Genomic DNA, 217 nt, shown 5'->3' on the forward strand with positions numbered 1-217 from the left:
TCATACTGGCTGCGAATCTGCACGGCGAGGTAATACGTCGAGACGTCCGGCGGCGCTGCACCTGTTTCATCGGCGGCGGCATGCGCAGCTTCAACACTGCGCTTGAGCGTGGCCAGCACGTTGTACGCCAGCACCGCGACGGTAAAGCCCAGCAGCGCGGCACGTGGATGACCCAGGGTGCGGATCTCGCTGTGCAGGACCGACTCGAGTCGCTGGA

The 217-nt window shown here is 64.5% G+C and carries 1 pseudogene; it reads right to left on the bottom strand.

The window, feature by feature from the left end:
• Nucleotides 1-217, bottom strand: a pseudogene (locus tag SB822_RS61770) (IS4 family transposase); the annotation flags it as partial.

The organism is Paraburkholderia sp. SIMBA_054, from assembly GCF_046534875.1.
Lineage (GTDB): Bacteria > Pseudomonadota > Gammaproteobacteria > Burkholderiales > Burkholderiaceae > Paraburkholderia > Paraburkholderia hospita.